Source organism: Arcticibacter pallidicorallinus (assembly GCF_003002875.1).
Taxonomy (GTDB): Bacteria; Bacteroidota; Bacteroidia; order Sphingobacteriales; family Sphingobacteriaceae; genus Arcticibacter; species Arcticibacter pallidicorallinus.
In genome coordinates this window covers 1-17,142 of record NZ_PVTH01000015.1, presented here as the reverse complement: position 1 = coordinate 17,142, position 17,142 = coordinate 1, and the positions used below count along the sequence as shown (strand labels likewise).

General features: G+C 41.7%; 11 protein-coding genes. 9 read left to right on the top strand and 2 right to left on the bottom strand.

The window, feature by feature from the left end:
• The first annotated feature begins 7 nt into the window (after positions 1–7).
• The 9 genes from B0I27_RS16655 to B0I27_RS16615 all read left to right on the top strand — a co-directional run bounded on the left by B0I27_RS16655 (position 8) and on the right by B0I27_RS16615 (position 13,119).
• Positions 8–1,060 (top strand): glycosyltransferase, encoded by a 1,053-nt coding sequence (locus B0I27_RS16655; RefSeq protein ID WP_106295463.1) that lies wholly within the window; start codon positions 8–10, stop codon positions 1,058–1,060.
• Positions 1,061–1,109: 49 nt separating this feature from the next.
• Positions 1,110–2,954, top strand: a complete 1,845-nt coding sequence (asnB, locus tag B0I27_RS16650; RefSeq protein WP_106295461.1) for an asparagine synthase (glutamine-hydrolyzing) — start codon at positions 1,110–1,112, stop codon at positions 2,952–2,954.
• 11 nt (positions 2,955–2,965) lie between these two features.
• A complete protein-coding gene (locus tag B0I27_RS16645) occupies positions 2,966–4,069 on the top strand; it encodes a glycosyltransferase (RefSeq protein ID WP_106295459.1) in 1,104 nt (367 codons plus the stop codon).
• A gap of 21 nt (positions 4,070–4,090) precedes the next feature.
• A complete protein-coding gene (asnB, locus tag B0I27_RS16640; protein ID WP_106295457.1) occupies positions 4,091–5,923 on the top strand; it encodes an asparagine synthase (glutamine-hydrolyzing) in 1,833 nt (610 codons plus the stop codon).
• A 75-nt stretch (positions 5,924–5,998) separates the two neighbouring features.
• Positions 5,999–7,096: an NAD-dependent epimerase gene (locus B0I27_RS16635; RefSeq protein ID WP_106295537.1), complete on the top strand. Its 1,098-nt coding sequence runs from the start codon at positions 5,999–6,001 to the stop codon at positions 7,094–7,096.
• Between the two features lie 426 nt (positions 7,097–7,522).
• Positions 7,523–8,782 (top strand): pectate lyase family protein, encoded by a 1,260-nt coding sequence (locus B0I27_RS16630; protein WP_245925544.1) that lies wholly within the window; start codon positions 7,523–7,525, stop codon positions 8,780–8,782.
• A 90-nt stretch (positions 8,783–8,872) separates the two neighbouring features.
• Positions 8,873–10,015 (top strand): glycosyltransferase family 4 protein, encoded by a 1,143-nt coding sequence (locus B0I27_RS16625; protein ID WP_106295453.1) that lies wholly within the window; start codon positions 8,873–8,875, stop codon positions 10,013–10,015.
• Between the two features lie 74 nt (positions 10,016–10,089).
• Complete coding sequence (locus tag B0I27_RS16620; RefSeq protein ID WP_106295451.1) at positions 10,090–11,997, top strand: polysaccharide biosynthesis protein; 1,908 nt, start codon at positions 10,090–10,092, stop codon at positions 11,995–11,997.
• 195 nt (positions 11,998–12,192) lie between these two features.
• Positions 12,193–13,119: a GNAT family N-acetyltransferase gene (locus tag B0I27_RS16615; protein WP_181276816.1), complete on the top strand. Its 927-nt coding sequence runs from the start codon at positions 12,193–12,195 to the stop codon at positions 13,117–13,119.
• 53 nt (positions 13,120–13,172) lie between these two features.
• Here B0I27_RS16615 and B0I27_RS16610 read toward each other — a convergent pair whose 3' ends face one another.
• Both B0I27_RS16610 and B0I27_RS16605 read right to left on the bottom strand, forming a co-directional pair.
• Positions 13,173–13,949, bottom strand: coding sequence for a leucyl/phenylalanyl-tRNA--protein transferase (locus B0I27_RS16610; RefSeq protein WP_106295447.1), 777 nt, complete (start codon positions 13,947–13,949; stop codon positions 13,173–13,175).
• Positions 13,950–14,039: 90 nt separating this feature from the next.
• Positions 14,040–16,415, bottom strand: coding sequence for an ATP-binding protein (locus B0I27_RS16605; RefSeq protein ID WP_245925543.1), 2,376 nt, complete (start codon positions 16,413–16,415; stop codon positions 14,040–14,042).
• Positions 16,416–17,142 lie beyond the last annotated feature (727 nt).

Here is a 17,142-nt window from a genome sequence, read left to right as displayed (position 1 = left end):
ACCCTAAATGAAGAAAATATTTTTCCTAGTCAGTTCTCTAAGGGCCGGAGGTTCTGAGAGGGTCTACTGGCTTTTATCTCAATATCTTGACAAATCAAAATATCAAGTAACATTAATCGTTCTGGACTCCAGAAGCCCGTTCTTTTCGCCAGTGTTAGAAGGAGTACGCGTCATTAAGTTGAATTCCATCCGGGTATCGCTCTCATTCTTCAAAATTTTAAACTTGGTAAGATCTGAGAAACCTCATGCGGTATTCACTACAGGAAACCATATAACAGCCCTTTTATCACTGGTGTCCTTGTTTTGCAAAATCCCGATTTTGGTTGCTAGGGAGGCCAGTGTTTTAGAAATTATTCTGCCGTACAGTGGATTCAAAGGGCGAATAATAGATTTCTTTGTTCCGTCGATATATAAGAGAATTAAGTTCGGAATATGCCAGTCTGAGGAAGTGAAGAGATCTCTTATACGAAATTACCACATCCCAGATGATAAGCTGGTAGTAATACCGAATCCGGTTTTATCTACGCCCATTATAAGGTCTCGTCATTACCGGGCTGGTAAACGCCTTATTGTCGTAGCACGATTAGCAAAGGAGAAAGGTTTATTCAGGCTACTGGAAATTTTCAGTAATCTGCCATCTGAATATACCCTTACAATAGCGGGCGAAGGGCCTGTTAAACTTGAGCTACAGGAGAAGTTAGTGTCTTTAGGACTGGAGAATCGCGTGAAGCTGGCAGGCGTGGTTCAGGATGTAACAAAAGTGATTTCTGAATACGATCTGATGTTGTTGACCTCCTTTGCTGAGGGATTTCCCAATGTCGTTATCGAATCTTTATCTGTTGGGGTTCCTGTTGTCTCCTTCCACGTAAGTGGAGTGCCCTCGATTATAAAACCTGGTTTTAATGGTTATATCATAGATCAGGATGATCTACAGTCATTCAGAGAACATACCGTTAAAGCATGCAATACTTCCTGGGATTCCCAGGCAATCAAGGATGATGTCGTAAATAGGTTCGGAATTAGCAAGATAACAGCCTCTTACGAAAGCTTGCTCCATTGACAACTCAGTTAAATCAATCACTCTCAAACAAACAACTTAAAGTTAGAATATGTGCGGTATCTATGGTTCTACCATCAAATATGGTGAAGACGTCCTCAGGGAAAAACTTAACAAAGCGAGTTTCCGCGGGCCAGACTTTTCGGCTCTCTGGGATTGCGAAGACGTGGTTCTTGGGCATAACCGTTTGGCAATAATAGACCTTGACTCCCGCTCTAATCAGCCATTTCTGTATAAGCATCTGGCGATTGTGTTTAATGGTGAGATATATAATTTCCTCGAATTAAAGGCTGAACTTCAGCAAAAAGGATATTCGTTTAACACAAGTTCTGATACGGAAGTTATCTGTGCTGCATACTTGGAATATGGTGCTTCTTGTGTACAGAAGTTTAATGGAATGTTTGCTTTCACTATTTACGATTCCCGGGAACGGGTTTTGTTTGGCGCCAGGGATAGGCTCGGCAAAAAGCCGTTTTATTACAGCCACAGCGGCACTGAGTTTGAATTTGCGAGTCAGCCTTCCCAAATAGCACTTTTCAATGATTTTACTGTAAATCAGCAGGCCATACGAGAGTATCTGATATGGGGTTATGTTCCTGAACCCCGTTCAATCTGGACAGAGGTAAAAAAACTGCCGGCCGGATATTCTTTTACATTCAATTGTTATACCGGGGTGCTGAAGACGGAAAAGTACTGGGATCTTGACTACTCGTGGGCTAACAAGTTTCAAGGAAGTTTCGATGCGGCCAAAATAGAGTTGAAGGGTCTTCTTACAGATGCGGTTAAAATCCGTATGAACGCGGATGTTCCTCTGGGTATTTTTCTTTCTGGAGGTATCGACTCTTCACTGATAGCTGCGTTAGCGTCGCAGATGAGGGATAGTGTAAAGACTTTTTCCATTAAATTCAATGAGAAAGACTTCGACGAAAGTAAATACGCATCAATGGTTGCGTCTCATCTCGGCACTGAACATCATACGATAGAATGCAGTTATGATTCAGGATTAGATCTGATAGAAAATTTTTCCAGGTATTACGATGAGCCCTTTGCCGACTCCAGCGCTATCCCTTCGTTGTTATTAAGTAAATATACAAAGAACCACGTAACGGTTGCATTGAGTGGCGATGGAGGAGACGAAGGGTTCATCGGATATACGCGATATAAATGGATCAATAACGTATCTCCAATCTTCGGACTTCCTTTGTCCATACGTCAGTCTCTTGCTGCATGTGTTAATCTATCGCCCAATTACGTTCATAAGCTCATCGGTATGGGGATTTCATTGAGAGATATAGAGATCCTATATGTGAAGATGTTTGGCGGAATGGAGAATTCCTGGGTACAGGAGCCAGACCTTGGTTTGAACAACCCGTTTCGCGAAATACTGACCAATAAGCGGAAAAACCTGCTGGAAAACCTTTCAGATTTTGATATCAAAACCTATCTGAATGAAGACATTAACACGAAAGTCGATAGGGCATCAATGGCATTCTCGCTGGAATCCAGATCTCCTCTCATGGATTACCGCGTAATGGAGTTTAGCCGCAACTTGCCGACAAGATATAAGTATTACAGGGGCTCACAGAAGAGAATACTGAAAGATATATTGTTCGAGTACGTACCCGCTCAATTTTTCAATAGACCCAAAGCCGGGTTTACCATGCCTTTCAAAGAATGGTTCAGAGACGAATTAAAGGAGTATGTATTGGATAACCTTTCGGAGAAGGAGCTGCAATCGATCCCCGGAATCAATGTCAAAAGGACGCTCGAGATTATTAAGGAACATATGACCGGAAAATGGAACCGATACCCTCAGATATGGAAATTGCTTGTACTTCAGCAGTGGCTAAAGGCCTATGATAACAAAGCTCTTGCCAGTCTCAGTCATGTGATCTAAAGCTATTAGCAATGACTAAGAAAATTTTATTTATAACTCCTGCATTGAGCAAAGCGGGGGCAGAAACTCAGTTGGTTAAACTGGCGTTGTTTCTGAATTCTGTTGGTTTCGATATTCTCATTATCTCTTTATTGCCGCAGAACGACTATACGATCGACTTGAAGTCTGACCAGATTAAAGTTATCTATCTGGAAAGCTGGAAAAGTAAACCATTCGGTAACCTCCGGGAGCTTAATGAAAAGGTACAGGCATTTGATCCGGACATAACGATTGCATTTATGTTTATAGGGATCATTTTTGCAAGGCTATTGAAGCTGCGATTTAAGTTTAAGCTCATTTCTTCGATCCGGGCTGCCGAAATTCCCGCTAAGTGGTATATCCCGTTTAAACTATCACTGGGTTTGGATGACGTGGTCGTATTTAATGCCGAATCATCGAGACTGCGGTTTGAGCGACTTGCCCTCGTCAGAAAAGGCGGTAGCGTCATAAACAATGCGATTGCCATACCCACGCTTAAAGATCAGCCGGACGGGGGGGAGGAAAGGTCTTTCAAATGGATCTGCGTAGCTCACTTTCGAAGCGAAAAAGACTACCCTACATTATTTAGGGCTATTTCTCTTATCAAAGATCGAGATTTTAAGCTCGTTGTTATCGGTCATCTATTTAATCAAACCTGGCCTTTTGAAATGTTAAAGGAGCTGCAAATCGAGGATAAGGTTGAGCTACTTGGTTTCAGGGCAGATACGAGAAGTTATCTTGCTCACGCAGATGCCTTTGTCGTATCATCCTTCACTGAAAGTATGCCGAATGCGATTCTGGAAGCAATGGCCAATAGAAAAATCGTCATTGGATCCGATGTTGGCGGAATACAAAGTCTGGTTAAGGCCGCTAAATGTGGCTTCTGTTTTCCACAGGGTGACGTTGATGACTTAGCAAAGAAAATGTCGGAGGTGATGGATATGAGTGTGGAAGCTCGGGAGTTGCTCGTTAACAATGGACGAAGATTTGTCGAGGAGAATTTCGCAGAATCTACAGTCATGAATCAATGGCTAGCCATTATCAACCATCAGCTATCTACACGCACCTTACCCGAGATGGAAATAATTTCTTCATAACCCTTTTCATTACTATTCAAAATGTGCGGAATATTCGGTACCCTTAACCATCAGACTACAGACAGTGATTTAATATTAAGCGGATTGTACCATCGCGGGCCGGATGAACAGAACACGCTGGAGATTGATAATCTGCAATTGTTTCATACTCGCCTGGCGATCCAGGATTTAAGCCCTATGGGGGCGCAGCCAATGTGTCACAATGGCTTATATATCGTCTTCAATGGCGAAATATATAATCATATGGAACTTAGAGCCCGTTACGGACTCCATGCTGAATCCACTTCTGATACCTTGACAATTCTTCTTTTGTTTGAAGTTCTCGGCATGAAAATGCTGGATGAATTTGATGGCATGTTTGCTTTAGCTTTATACGATTCTATTCACCGTAAGCTGTATTTGGCCAGAGACCGTGCAGGGAAAAAACCCCTCTACATCTATAAAAAACATGATATCCTTGCCTTCTCTTCAGAGTTAAAGACTATTTACAAGGTATTAAGACCGACGATCGACTATAACTCTATCGCAGATTATCTCTATCTGGGCTATCACTACAGAAGGGCGACACCCTATAACGACATAACTGAATTAGAGAACGGACATTTTGTAGAGATTGATACGCAAACCCTTGAAGGTTCTGATAGAAAATGGTTTGATATTACTTCCTATTATAAAAATAGCAGCAACCTGTCCTATGCAGAAGCTATCAATGGGGTAGATGAAAGACTCCAGCTTGCCATAAAAAGGCGAATCTATAGTTCTGATCTGGACGTAGGATCTTTTTTAAGCGGAGGAATCGACAGCGGCTTGGTTACAGCAATTGCCTCCGGATATTCCTCGAGGCTGAAAACTTTTACTGTGAGCATGGAAGGTGCTTATGACGAATCAAGCCTTGCACGGCAGGTATCCGAGAAGTATAATACAAACCACACTGTTGTGGATATTTCTTTCTCTGACCTAAGAAACGATATCGAGTCGATTCTGACTAATTATGGAGAGCCCTACTGTGATAATTCGGCAATACCAAGTTATTATGTCGCAAAGGCGGCAAAAAAACATATCACCGTTGTCTTAAATGGAGATGGAGCAGACGAATTATTTGGGGGATATAGGAGGTATGTGCCATTTAAACATATAAATTTCTTCAACAGAAGCAACTTGAGTAGGGAATTATCAAATGGATTACTGCATTTGTTGCCCCTTGCGAATGAAAAAATGAGCAACTACAATTACTTATACAGGCTACTTAAATTTGGCAGCTTCAAAAACCCGCTGCAGATGTACAGTTCGGCTTCATCAGACATGATGGTAGGTTTTGAATCTGAATTTACCAGGAAGCCGTTGCTATCCGATATCAGCAGTGATCTAAAGGACATTGCTAATCTTCCTGTGTCCTCGTTAAAAAAACTTCTGCTAATGGACTTTCAAACGATATTGTTTAGCGGGTTGCTTCCGAAGATGGACATCGCGACAATGGCACATTCGCTCGAAGGGAGGAGTCCTTTTCTTGCAAAAGAGGTACTGGAGTTTGCACCTTCTCTTTACGATGAATTCAAGATCAAGAACATCAGAACTAAGACTCTTCTTCGTGATCTGGCAAAGAAATATTTACCCGATAGTCTTATCAATCAGCCAAAGAGAGGATTTGAAGTGCCCTTGAAAGGTTGGATGGACAATGAACTGAAGGAGATTGTGAATTCCTATTTACGTTCGCCAGGTGCTTTGTATCCGGAATTTATTAATAGATCGTTTGTCGAAAGACTCATGGATAGAAAGGTGAAAATATCTGATGAAAAAAGGGCCAAGATCCTCTTTTGTATTTTCTCGCTGGAAGTATGGCACGCGAATCTTTAGATCTCTACTGAAGGTTAACACCAGCTAAGAGGCTTGCATAAGCACAACGCACAAGTTCAGATAAATAAAAAAAATATGAGAGTTTTAGTAACGGGCTCTGCCGGATTTATTGGATTCCATTTAGTTAAGCGATTGTTAATCCGTGGTGATGAAGTTGTCGGCATAGACAACATCAACGATTATTACGACGTCGATCTGAAGTATGGAAGGCTTCTGGAATGTGGAATATCGAAGGATCAGATTCAATACGGAAGAGCGCAGAGAAGCGAAACTGACGACAACTACCAATTTATGAAACTGGATCTGACCGATAAAAAACAGTTAGATGCTTTGTTTCAGACTTACCGTTTTGATGTTGTGGTGAACCTGGCAGCGCAAGCGGGTGTTAGATATAGTTTGATTGATCCATCCGCTTATATCGAATCCAACATAAAAGGATTTCTGAATATTTTGGAGTGCTGCAGATTTAATGCCGTAAAACACCTGGTATACGCAAGTTCCTCCAGCGTTTACGGATTAAATGAGAAAATGCCTTTTTCCGAGGTCGATAAAGTGGATACACCTGTATCCTTATATGCCGCCTCCAAAAAAAGCAACGAATTAATGGCCCATTCATACAGTCATTTGTTTGGTCTGGCGACTACAGGCTTAAGGTTCTTTACCGTTTACGGCCCCTGGGGAAGACCCGATATGGCGCTTTTTAAATTTACAAAAGCGATTACCGAAGGCAGGCCTATTGAGGTGTATAATTACGGAAATATGAAAAGGGACTTCACTTATATCGATGATATCATTGAGGGAGTTGTCAGGATTATTGATAGGCCGGTAACGTTATTCGGAGAGAGAAACGATGACAAAGCACTTTCCGGGGTGAGATCCGCACCTTATCAAATCTTTAATATTGGAAGGGGGAAGTCAGTAAGCCTGATGACTTTTATAAATGAAATTGAAAAAAATCTGGAAAAGACAGCCCTCAAACGATTTCTTCCTCTGCAGGACGGTGATGTTGCCGACACCTGGGCGGATGTTGCCGATTTGGAGCGAAGTTTAGACTATAAGCCCGCAATCTCCGTTGAAGAGGGGGTGAGTTCTTTTGTAAGATGGTATAAAGAGTTCTATCTAAACAATCAGATCCCTACTCGCAGCTTAGCCAAGACCTCCAAGGCTTATTAAGATAATTGTTAAATGTTAAAAAATGTTAAATTTCAATTTTTTTACAAAAAAGTGAATAATAAGAATCTTTCAGTTCTCGTACGATTGGAAAGAGACGAGATTAACAAATTTTAGTCATTCAAAATATTCTATAATTTTAGACTGAAAACATACATTATTCGCTTCGATTAATTTATAGTTACTTTTCTCTTTCTTCCACGTTAATATGCCCCTTAACATAAAATCCTGAAAATACAAATGTTTCTTGAGTATCTTTTTTCTTTTTATCCTCGTTAAAAGAGGCTTTACTGAAATATACTTAAGAAAATGGGAAACAAGTTCAATTTAGAAACCAAGTCATTAATGTGCTATCTTTTATTAGCCGTTCTATTGTTTAGTCAATGCACTAAAGAATCTGCGCATATGCCCGTGCCATTGGAGAAAACAATGGCATCAGGGAACACTACGGCAGGAGTACCAAGCATGCTGGCTTTGGATTTAACCAGAGCCTACTCAGATGGTGGACATTCCATCGCTATAGACCGTGATTTTGGAACACCTGGAGATTCTGAATCTCAACCTAATGTGTCGATATTAAAGGTCTATGAAGACGGCCAGGAACTGGGTCAAGCTCATGCCCGGCATAAAGATATAAGGAGTGCAGGCAAGGGAATGTTCAGTCATTGGGGAAATACTCTATATTTTTCTACGTCTGATAACAGTAACCCCCTGACAAACGGAAGAAAATATACATATTCTATTGGGAACTCGGGTGTAGTCTTGCCTTTGGAACCCCGGCCAGAGGCTCCTCAAGGAGGCGTTACGGAAAGCAATTCTGGTGTCCTGGGATTTGCCTCTGTAAATGGAACAACAACAGGAGGTCAGGGAGGCCAAACTGTAACAGTATCTAATTTCAATGATCTGAAAAGGGCTGTCTCAGACAAAAAGCCTCTGATCATTCAGGTCTCTGGAAACATCAGGGGAACCGGATACATCAACGTTAACTCAAATACAACGATAATGGGACTTAAGGGCTCATCGCTTGAGGGTGTGGCTCTACTGGTCTATGGTACTAACAATGTTATCATCAGAAACATGACTATCCGTAATGTTAAGGGGTATTCAAACATTATCATTAAAGAGGGAGCACATCATGTTTGGGTTGACCACTGTGATCTTTCATCTGATAGGAACAATGGCTGGGAATATTACGATGGACTTCTCGACGTTGGCCAAGGTGCTGATTACGTAACTATATCCTGGAATAAACTGCATGATAATCATATCGCAAGCCTGATAGGTTGGGGAGCACGCGACTATGATAAACTGAATATCACATTTCATAACAACCACCTTTACAACATTAGTGAAAGGGCGCCAGACATGAGATACGGACACGTACATTATTTCAATAATTTAAATGAAAATAATAGTGGATACTCCGTTTCGGCGCTGGAAAAGGGGACAGTGCGTACAGATAATAATTATTTCAACAACTGTGCACTGCCAATAACCACAACTTACAACGGTTACACTGCAGGATATATCAGCGGAGCCAATACCAATACATACGTGAACTCTGGTAAAAACAATCTGACGACTTCCGAGTCAAACTGGATTCCTCCTTACGAGTATAAATCAGCACTTATACCGGCTTCCGAAGTGCCTTCGGTAGTAAGAGCTCGCGCCGGAGCAACCTTGCTGTAGATAAGAAACATTTAACCAATTTATATTTCTTTGCTATCAAAGCTACTCATTCCTGGGTGGCTTTGATAGTTAATACCTAAGCCTTTCATTATGGAACATCGGAGAAAAAAGATTTTGATAGCCTGTGACTCATCAAGATCGTTGATAGATTTTAGAGGCAGACTCATCGAAGCCCTCGTTGCGCATAATGAAGTTGCTGTCTATACTCCGAAAATCCACAATAAGGAAATTCGAGAATGCCTTGATCGCCTGGGAGTGGCGGTTTTTGAAAATGATCTTGAAGCGAGTAATGTATCCTTATTTTCTGATTTAAAGTATATCTACGAGCTATATTTGACCGTCAGGAAGGTAAACCCGGATGTGTTCTTTCCATATGCCTTTAAGCCTGTTATCTATGGTTCGTTGATAGCGAAGTTCTGTAAGGTCAATCGGATCACACCGATGCTCACAGGATTGGGGAATAACTTTTATGGCAATCAATCCAAGCCTTTTATCAAACGGATAACGCAAACTCTACTCAAAACAGCTCTCGCTTCAAAAGGAGATATGCGTGTAATACTCCAAAACAAGGACGATGAAAACACGCTCACAAGTCTGGGCATAATAAAAAAGGATGCTAAGTCATTTGTTGTGAACGGGTCGGGGGTGGATTTATCGTTTTACAAGTATTCAAAACCTGAAAATCGGCAAATAGTGTTTTTAATGATATCCCGCCTCATTAATGCGAAAGGAGTTAAGGAGTTCTACGACGCCTCCGTAGCGGTAGTTGAAAAATATCCTGATGTTAAATTTCAACTAATCGGTCCTGTAGATAATAATATAGATTCAATAAGCGATACCCTTTTGTGTCAGATAAGAGAGGGAGCTACAATAGAATATGTAGGAGAGGTAGACGATATCCGACCCTATATTGAAAGGGCTTCTGTCGTTGTACTTCCGTCATATTACGGCGAGGGAATTCCTCGATGTGTTCTTGAATCAATGGCGATTGGCCGTGCGGTTATAACGACTGATTCGGTTGGTTGCAGAGAAACGGTGTCTCAAACTAACGGTTTGAAGAATGGGTTTTTAGTTCCGGTTAGAGATGTTTCAGCACTTGTGGAATGCATGGAATACTTTTTGAAAAACCCGGACGATATCATCCGTTATGGTCAAAATGGAAGGACTTTAGCCGGCCAAAAATTTGATGTTGAGCGCGTAAATGAACGTATGTTAGACATAATACAAAACTAAGGCTATGCAGCCGGGCCCTTAACGGCCATCCTAGGAGTATAGCATTTATCTAATGATCCAAACCTCAAAAGCTCATGAAAAAAATTTTTTACACAGAGAAAGCCTACTCTCGCTGGCTTATCCTAATGGTGGACCAACTAATCGTTACATGGGCACTTCTGATTTCATTTCTCATGGCGAACAGATTCGAGTATCAAGAGTTTTTTACTTCAGAATCGCTATGGTATGTGGGACTATATAGCTTGATAGCCATTGTAGTTTTCGTGACGATGCGTATACATACTGGAATAATCAGGTATTCCAGTACTGACGATATGTTCCGGGTACTTATGGCTGTTACCTTAACGAGCATATTTTTTGGAGTAACGAGTAAATTACTTGTGCTACCGAAACTGCATCTGATTGAAAAATGGTTAAACATCGCGTTGATTTTCAATTTTTTCATCTCGACATCCCTGTTAATCATCTTCCGAATCAGCATAAAACACCTCTTCGAGTATTTGAGAAAGGACTTTCAGTTGGAACAGAAAAAGGAAGTTGTGTTGATTTACGGGTCAGATAGCGCTTCCATCCTTATAAAAAATGCACTCGAATCGGGGGCAGAGTCAGACCTGAAGGTTCTTGGCTTTGTGGATGACAAACAAGATAAAGTGAACAAGTCAATTGAGCGAAAGAAAGTTTATGCCTCTTCTCAAATAGGCTTTTTGAAGTCAAAATTTTCGGTCGGGAAATTAGTGGTGATGGAAAACCATACTGATGTCGAGGGTATGCATAGGGCCATTAATATTTGTATAGAGAAGGATATCAAGGTAGTATCCGTTCCTCCGTCAAGACAATGGTTAGATGGCAGACTCAGCTTGAATCAGTTCAGGGCTTTACGTATTGAAGATTTGCTGGAACGGGAGCCAATTGTACTTAACAAGAGTAATATTTACAAGGAGCTGAGAGGGAAACGTGTTTTGGTTACTGGTGCCGCCGGTTCAATTGGTTCTGAAGTTGTAAGACAGGTTTTGTCTTACAATCCCAAATATGTGGTTTTATTCGACCAGGCAGAAACTCCCTTGCATGAACTGCAGCTAGAGCTGGAGGACAACTTTCTCGGTTCCCTGACCAGAGTTTTTATGGGAAGTATACAGAATGAAAAGCGGCTAAGGCAGATGTTTGATTTGTATCGGCCTGAAATGATCTTCCACGCAGCTGCCTGCAAGCATGTTCCTATGATGGAATCCAATCCTATGGAAGCGGTCTCAACGAATGTCTCGGGTACTAGAACGCTGGCTGATTTGGCAGTAGAGTACAGGGTCGATAAGTTTGTCATGATATCGACAGACAAAGCGGTGAACCCCACCAATGTCATGGGTGCATCAAAAAGAATCGCGGAAATGTACACCCAGTCACTCAGCCATTGGCAGCCCTTTACAAAGTTCATAACCACCAGGTTCGGAAACGTTTTGGGATCCAATGGATCGGTAGTTCCGCGCTTTAAAAGCCAGATTGAACAGGGGGGACCTATAACAATCACCCATCCTGATATTACGCGTTATTTTATGACTATCCCCGAAGCTGTACAACTGGTGCTGGAAGCTTCTGCGATAGGAAACGGTGGAGAAATATTTATTTTCGACATGGGTAAACCCGTCAGGATTTTCGACCTCGCCGTCAACATGATTAAATTAGCAGGGCTGGTGCCCGAAAAAGACATTCAGATAGTATGCACCGGTTTGCGACCAGGTGAAAAGCTCTTTGAAGAATTGCTGAATAAGGAGGAATACAATATTCCTACGGACAATGCTAAGATCAAAATTTCAAAAGTTATACACCATGACTTTAACTACATCCGAAACGAATTGGAAGAATTGGTATCATTGGCTTCTGCGAGCTCCACTAACCAGGCTATAGTACGGAAAATGAAAGATATCGTCCCTGAATTCAATAGCACGAACTCTCTCTATAAAGGATCTGAGGCCGTAATTCTTCAGTAAGGTGTCCTCAGTTAACATTTTACTTCATTCAGAAAGTGAGTAAATTGTGGCGCCTAATTAACCAATCGCCCGGCAAATCGTGGTTTTGTTTGATAAACTAACAATTGCTTTAGACCTTAGGTGAAAATTATCACCCGACAATTAAGAGATTGCATGTTTTTTTATCAGGGCCCAAATAGGCTTCGCGTCATAACAATGGATCAGAAGTGCGAATGGAAAGACGTGATTAGCCGCTCAATTCAGTACGATTTCTATCATACATGGTATTATCACTCGCTGGATAGAAGCGGAGAACCCATTTTGATTATCTATGAGTTGGAAGGAGATTTTATCTCCTTTCCTTTTGTAATAAGATCTAAGAATTCCTCTGACCGTTATCTTTCGTCTGTTTATGGTTACACCGGCCCGTTGTCGAATAAGAACTTTCAGGATTGGGATATTGATGTTTTAAAAGACTTCGATAGAGAATTTCTTGAGTTTTTGAAGGCGGGAGAATTTAGCACGGTTACAGCGAGACTTCATCCGTTTATGGATCAGGTACTGCTATTAGAAAATCTCGGTGGTGAATTCAAGGAAGGTAAATCGGTAGCCATAGATCTTTCCACTTCGATTGAACAGCAGAGAAAGGGTTATCAGGAAGGCCATCGGAGGGATATCGAGAAGCTGCGCCGAAAAGGATACTATTTAAAAGAGGGAAGTCCGGAAGATATCGACTCTTTCATCTCGATATATTGGGAGAATATGAAGCGAATAGGTGCTGACGAGGTATATCTCTTCGACACACAGTACTTTGTCGACTTCATGGCCTCAGACGATTTTGATGTCAAGCTGTTTTTCGTTATTGCGGATGGACAACCGGTATGCGCCAGCCTTGTGACCTTAACAGATGGAATCATTCAGGGGTATTTAATTGGAACACGTCAAGAATACCTTGCAGAATCACCGGCTAAGTTCCTTTTAGATCAGGTAACTGTGATCGGAAGAAATCTGGGTATGAAATACTTCAATCTTGGAGGCGGACTAAATTTTGATGAGGATAAACTTTTTCATTGGAAGTCGGGCTTCTCCCGCCTTTATCTAAGTAGTGACAAGTGGACGTTTACTCCGTCCTCGGCCACTTAAACCTCCGTCGTTTCCTGGCAGGTCTATGACTGCTGCATCAGTAAAAAGGTATTTTACAAACAAAGAGAAGGGATGTTTGAACTAAATATTACCGGACGTGTAACGGCTAGCATAAGTTCCCTCCTATAGCGCTCCCGTTCGATCGGAACCATCCCATATTGGCTTAACCAGGAGCCAACGTCACCGCAGTGATGCAACTTGAAACCATCGTCTTTCAGCTTCTGCAAAAGATAACAAAATGCTATCTTACTTGCATTGTCAACTGTATGAAATAAGCTAAGAGTCACAAAAAAGCCGTTTATCGACAATCCGATAACTCCACCGACGAGTAAGCCATTCTGGTATGCTTCTACGCTGTGCGCTATTCCCATCCCGTGCAGTTCAATCACAGCTTCAATATATTCGGGAGTCAACCATGTCTTGTTTTTAGTCCCTCTGGGTCCTGCACAACAAAGAATGGTGTCTCTGAAGTTGAGGTTCAGTTTTATCTGGATTTTCTCGTTGTCTGGAATTAACCGTTCCTTTCTCAATCGTCGCATCAAATCCTTGCTAACCTTGTAATTATCTACTGGTATTATTCCCCTTATTTCCGGATCATACCAGTTAATCAAATGCTGTTGTTGGGTGCTGGGTAGCGGATACTTACCTTGTACATATCCCTGGTAGAGGAGGAATGGTGACAATTCGAATTGGCTGTATGACCATAAAAGTACATTCTCCTTGCCCTTTAACACTCTGGTTAAGCCCGAAGAGAAGAAATTTCTAATAAAGTCTTTAGCAGCTTCCGGTACTGAAGCCCGTATGGAATCGGAAATAGAAGTATCTGTCATAGAGTGTCTTCCATTGGTAAATATGTAATAAAGATAGCGTTTTTTACAAATGTACCTATCGTTGAATCTCGCATCAATGAAGTTATTTTTCTAACTCACATGATGAAGTATCGTACGGTATAATTCGTCCGGAAGGAAAGGCTTTACAACAACGTTATTGATTCCGACCTCTTTTAGCTTCTCATCAATTTCATTAGGTAAATTTGCAGTGAGCGCAATTATCGGTATATGGACACCCTGCTGGCGTAATCTAATGGTGGCCTCATATCCATCCATTATCGGCATATGGAGATCCATTAAAATAAGGTGGTGCTTTTCTTTATTCAGCTTATGCAATGCTTCGAGCCCGTTGACTGCAACATCAATAGTTGCTCCCCAGCGTTGAAGAAATGATTGAGCAACCAAAACGTTCATCTTGTTATCTTCGACAAGCAGGATGTTAATCCCGTTAAGCGGTTTATAACTTTCCTCCGGCAAAAATCCTTTCTTCAGCTCTGTTTCCTTTAACGTGCTCTTGCCAAAAGTTTGTGTGAAATAAAATTCAGATCCCTTTCCCTCTTCACTAACAAGTTCAAGTGTGGAATTTTGCAACTCCAGAATTTTCTTTGTGATGGCAAGACCCAGTCCGGTTCCCCCAAATCCCCGGGAGGTTGATGAGTCTGCCTGGGTAAAACGTTCGAAAATGAGCTTATGCTTTTCTTTCGATATCCCGATGCCACTGTCCTTAACCTGGAACTTTAAAGTTACGCTGTTTTCATTCTCTTCGACTATATAGAGACTTACCTGAACCTTGCCGACCTCGGTGAACTTGATGGCATTATGAACCAGGTTTGTAATTACCTGAGAAAGTCGGGTAGGGTCACCAATCAGTTTGTAAGGCAGGTTCGGATCAGAGTGGAGAGTTAATTCTATACCTTTATCCTGAGCTGAAGCCTGAAGGCTGGTGACGATGTTTCTAACGATGGCCGCGGCGTTCATTTCGATCTGCTCGAATGAAACTTTTCCCGCCTCGATTTTGCTATAGTCCAGGATGTCGTTTACAATCGAAAGAAGATTGTTTGCCGAAAAAAGCATGACATCCAGATGCTCAATCTGGTCTTTTCTTGGGTTGTTCTTTAAAAGCAGATGACTCATGCCAATAACTGAATTTAAAGGAGTTCTGATCTCATGACTCATCGTGCTCAGGAACTCGGTTTTAGAAATGAGCCCCTGCTCAGCTTCGAGCCGGGCTTTTTTCAATTGGAAAGAAACCCGGTGTGACAGAACCAGAGATTGCAAAAAGAAGAAGGCAACGTAGCTAAGGAAATTGAGTAGCTGTAATTTGGGAGCGATCCCCCAGTAATAAAGAAGGGATATGCCGAATACTATCAGAACGGCAATCGCGCTCATTAACGCATAAACCGATCCCGGGAGTTTCTTCAAATAAGCTCTCGTATAGATATAAGGCACATATATCAAGCAAAATGCCATAAGCAGCAAGAATGGATTTATCAGCTGGGTAAAATAATACGGAGGGAGGGTGAGAGATGCAAAGGCGAATAGGAAGCACAATGTGTATACGATGCGTGGCAATCGATGGCTTGATGCTTCAGGGTATAGGTAGTTTGTGTATAATGCAAAAATCCCTATTCCGGCGAACAGGCTCATATACTCTAGCCGAATAGTGATGTACCAGCTGATTCCGGGTAAAACGGAGTGTAGCGTATAGTCGCCTACACCAATAATCCTATAGCTGAAAACGATCGAATAAAGGGCGAACATGAGAATTGCTTTGTCCCGATTGCCCATAATAAAGAGTCCGAGAAAGTAAAGTCCGCTCATCAGGAGGCATCCCGTTAACAGAAGATCTATAGCTGCAAACTGAAAGGTCCGCAGCGCCATAGAGTCTGCTTTGCCGATCACTATATCATTGCTGATCCCGGCCTTACTATGCTCAAAATTCGCGATTTGCAAGGTTAAGTGGATGGTGTCTACGTTTTCTGGAATATTTACGGTATGCGTTTGCCAGTACGGGATAAAATCTTCTTTGCTAGTCCCAACTTTTCCGTTTTCGGCAACGACTTGATTATTTAAGTAGAGCCGGTAAGCTGAGTACATATCGGGTATGCCCAGGCTAAGTGGAGGAGAGGACTCAGGCAGGAGTATAGTCAGGGTATATGTAGCGTATCCGAAAGATGGAAGTTCTTCACCATTAAGAAAGTTACCATGCCATAAGAACGGAAAATCGACAAGTTCCGGGTTGTCAGAATTTGCGGCAGCTTTAGGAGATAATAGTTTATTCCAATAGAATTTCCACTGGCCATTAAGCTCAACTGACGATTCGAAATGTTCAGCCCTTAAATCGAGGAGTCCTCCAACTGCCGTTGCTGGCTGAGCAGCGTATACTGTTGTGGAGACAAAAAAGAGAAACAGAATTAGTATAAACTGAAATGGTGATAAGGAGGCGCGAATCATTGTTGCTAACAAAAATACTATTGTGCAATACCTTATGCAAATTTAGTTCATACTATGGCCGTTATAATCAGTCAATTGTGAGGAGCTCAGCGGGCATGATTGTAACTAAGCCAGAGGAGGGGCTTAATTTCATCATTCAGTTAGGAGTATCTTAAAAAATAAATATTCGCCGCTATGCCGTTTTAATTTATGCATTGGGGCAGTAGTTGATACTATATAGGTAGTTGTTTCCGGACATCTTCCTGAAATTATCTATGATGCATGTGTGATTTGACAGGACCGTTTGTAGTGCGGCTTGAAACATCAATTTGTCTTTTTTTATTCCATTTGCGTCCGGCTCACTGTTTATAGGATACACCAGCAGCGCAGAATGCTGACAAAAAAATGGAATGCTGTGAAGATTTTAAAGAGATCTTTGTCTGGTGACATTCAAAGGTTGTATAGTATAATAGGGCGGGCGAGGAAGATATCTAGCCTCATCAGGATTGTGCGTCGAAGATGATAGCTGGAACAGATGAGTGAATCGACCTGAAATCATTTTTCAAAATCAGAGAAACTATGCAATCGATTATAGAATGTAAGAGGAGACAAGTTTGGTAAGCCTCGCTTCTTGCCCGGGTTTCCTTTGTAGCATCATTCTTAAATCAAGGCCCTGTCAGCTCCGAACCAAAGTCGTACCAGCGTCGTACCAGCTTCGATAAAATGCGAAGAAAAGCCGAAGTTGGTAGGGAGTTTAAGG